The 3086-nt window shown below is 52.2% G+C and carries 1 rRNA gene; it reads right to left on the bottom strand.

Annotated features, from left to right (window positions below):
* Positions 1 to 8 precede the first annotated feature (8 nt).
* Positions 9 to 2814, bottom strand: a 23S ribosomal RNA gene (locus tag ACUTJJ_RS24525).
* Between the last annotated feature and the right edge of the window lie 272 nt (positions 2815 to 3086).

Genomic DNA, 3086 nt, shown 5'->3' with positions numbered 1-3086 from the left:
CAATGGGAACGAAGAAGTCGATCGAGCTATTAGTAACGGTAAGCTTCACACATTGCTGTGCTTCCACACCCGTCCTATCAACGTGGTCGTCTTCCACGGCTCTGATAGGGAACACTCGTTTTCAGGTTGGTTTCCCGCTTAGATGCCTTCAGCGGTTATCCATTCCGTATATAGCTACTCTGCTATGCCCTTGGCAGGACAACAGATCCACCAGAGATACGTCCATCCCGGTCCTCTCGTACTAGGGACAGATCCTGTCAATATTCCTACACCCACGGCAGATAGGGACCGAACTGTCTCACGACGTTCTGAACCCAACTCACGTACCGCTTTAAATGGCGAACAGCCATACCCTTGGGACCTGCTCCAGCCCCAGGATGCGATGAGTCGACATCGAGGTGCCAAACAACCCCGTCGATATGGACTCTTGGGGGTCATCAGCCTGTTATCCCCGGCGTACCTTTTATCCGTTGAGCGATGGCCCTTCCACACGGGACCACCGGATCACTATGACCGACTTTCGTCTCTGCTCGACTTGTCAGTCTCGCAGTCAGGCTAGCTTATGCCATTGCACTCGACGACCGATTTCCGACCGGTCTGAGCTAACCATCGCGCGCCTCCGTTACTCTTTCGGAGGCGACCGCCCCAGTCAAACTACCCACCATACACTGTCCCGGATCCGGATAACGGACCGCGGTTAGACATCCACGAAGATAAGGGTGGTATTTCAAGGATGGCTCCACACAGACTGGCGTCCATGCTTCAAAGCCTACCACCTATCCTACACATGCCTTGGCGAATGCCAGTGTAAAGCTATAGTAAAGGTGCACGGGGTCTTTCCGTCTGACCGCAGGAACCCCGCATCTTCACGGGGAATTCAATTTCACTGAGTCTATGTTGGAGACAGCGGGGAAGTCGTTACGCCATTCGTGCAGGTCGGAACTTACCCGACAAGGAATTTCGCTACCTTAGGACCGTTATAGTTACGGCCGCCGTTTACTGGGGCTTCAGTTCAGAGCTTGCACCCCTCCCTTTAACCTTCCAGCACCGGGCAGGCGTCAGACCCTATACGTCGTATTGCTACTTCGCAGAGCCCTGTGTTTTTGATAAACAGTCGCTACCCCCTGGTCTGTGCCACCCCATCATACTTGCGTACAAAAGGGTCACGCTTCTTCCGAAGTTACGCGTGCAATTTGCCGAGTTCCTTCAACATAGTTCTCTCAAGCGCCTTGGTATACTCTACCTGACCACCTGTGTCGGTTTCGGGTACGGTCTATACGGTGGAGCTATTTCCTGGAACCTCTTCGCCGCACAACCAATCCAATAAGGTTGTACAACACACGAGATCCGTCACTACCACCAGGCCCACGAATATTAACGTGGTTCCCATCGACTACGCGTGTCCGCCTCGTCTTAGGGGCCGGCTAACCCTGCTCAGATTAACTTTAAGCAGGAACCCTTGGTCTTTCGGCGAGGGAGTCTCTCACTCCCTTTATCGTTACTCATGTCAACATTCGCACTTCCGATATCTCCAGCAGCCCTCACGGGTCCGCCTTCACAGACTTACGGAACGCTCCGCTACCACTGCGGCAACCCGAAGGTTGCTACAATCCTCAGCTTCGGTGCATGGCTTTAGCCCCGTTACATTTTCGGCGCAAAGACCCTTATTTAGACCAGTGAGCTGTTACGCTTTCTTTAAATGATGGCTGCTTCTAAGCCAACATCCTGGTTGTTTTGGGATCCTCACATCCTTTCCCACTTAGCCATGACTTGGGGACCTTAGCTGGAGGTCAGGGTTGTTGCCCTTTTCACGACGGACGTTAGCACCCGCCGTGTGTCTGCCGACTAGTACTCCTCGGTATTCGGAGTTTGGTTAGGATCAGTAAGACGGTGAGTCCCCATAGCCCATCCAGTGCTCTACCCCCGAGGGTATTCGGTCGACGCTCTACCTAAATAGATTTCGCGGAGAACCAGCTATTTCCGAGTTTGATTGGCCTTTCACCCCTAGCCACAAGTCATCCCGAACTATTGCAACAGTTATGGGTTCGGCCCTCCAGTTGGTGTTACCCAACCTTCAGCCTGCTCATGGCTAGATCACTCGGTTTCGGGTCTAATGCAACTAACTCAATCGCCCTATTCAGACTCGCTTTCGCTGCGCCTACACCTACCGGCTTAAGCTTGCTAGTTACACTAAGTCGTTGACCCATTATACAAAAGGTACGCCGTCACTCTTGCGAGCTCCGACTGTTTGTAGGCATCCGGTTTCAGGTTCTATTTCACTCCCCTCGTCGGGGTGCTTTTCACCTTTCCCTCACGGTACTTGTTCGCTATCGGTCATGCACGAGTACTTAGGCTTGGAGAGTGGTCTCCCCATGTTCAGACAGGATTTCACGTGTCCCGCCCTACTCAAGGACAATGACTGTTCTACGCGTAAGGGGCTATCACCCTCTATGGCCGACTTTTCCAAATCGTTCCGCTTTATTCATCATTGCCACTGGCCTGGTCCGCGTTCGCTCGCCACTACTTGCGGAGTCTCGGTTGATGTCCTTTCCTGCAGGTACTTAGATGTTTCAGTTCCCTGCGTTCGCTTCTTACACCCTATGTATTCAGGTGCAGATACCTTATCACAATGCTTGGAAACCCAAGCCGTCAAAGACGGTTTGGATTTTCCAAGCATTTAAGGTGGGTTGCCCCATTCGGAGATCCATGGATCAAAGCTTATTCGCAGCTCCCCACGGCTTTTCGCAGCGTATCACGTCCTTCTTCGCCTGTGCATGCCAAGGCATCCACCAAATGCCCTTAATTCACTTCTTCGTTCTCATTGTCTATGCTCATCCATAGCCGTTCACTTGGGAACGGCAACCTGATTACCTTTTACAATCAAGTCTTTCCTGATGACATCGACGTGTCGGTATGGTCTTCATTGAGGGCACGCCGGTGCACCTCGAAGCCATACCATTAAGACCAGCTTCTCGAGATATCATCCGGTGATGCGCGGTCAGGCAACATCAATCCAGCATTCCCATCAGATGAAGGCCTAAACCTTCAAACAACAAAAATGCCTCGGACAAGCTTTCCTTCCTACC

The sequence above is a fragment of the Agrobacterium sp. DKPNP3 genome (assembly GCF_052686535.1).
This window is presented reverse-complemented; position numbering and strand designations above follow the sequence as displayed.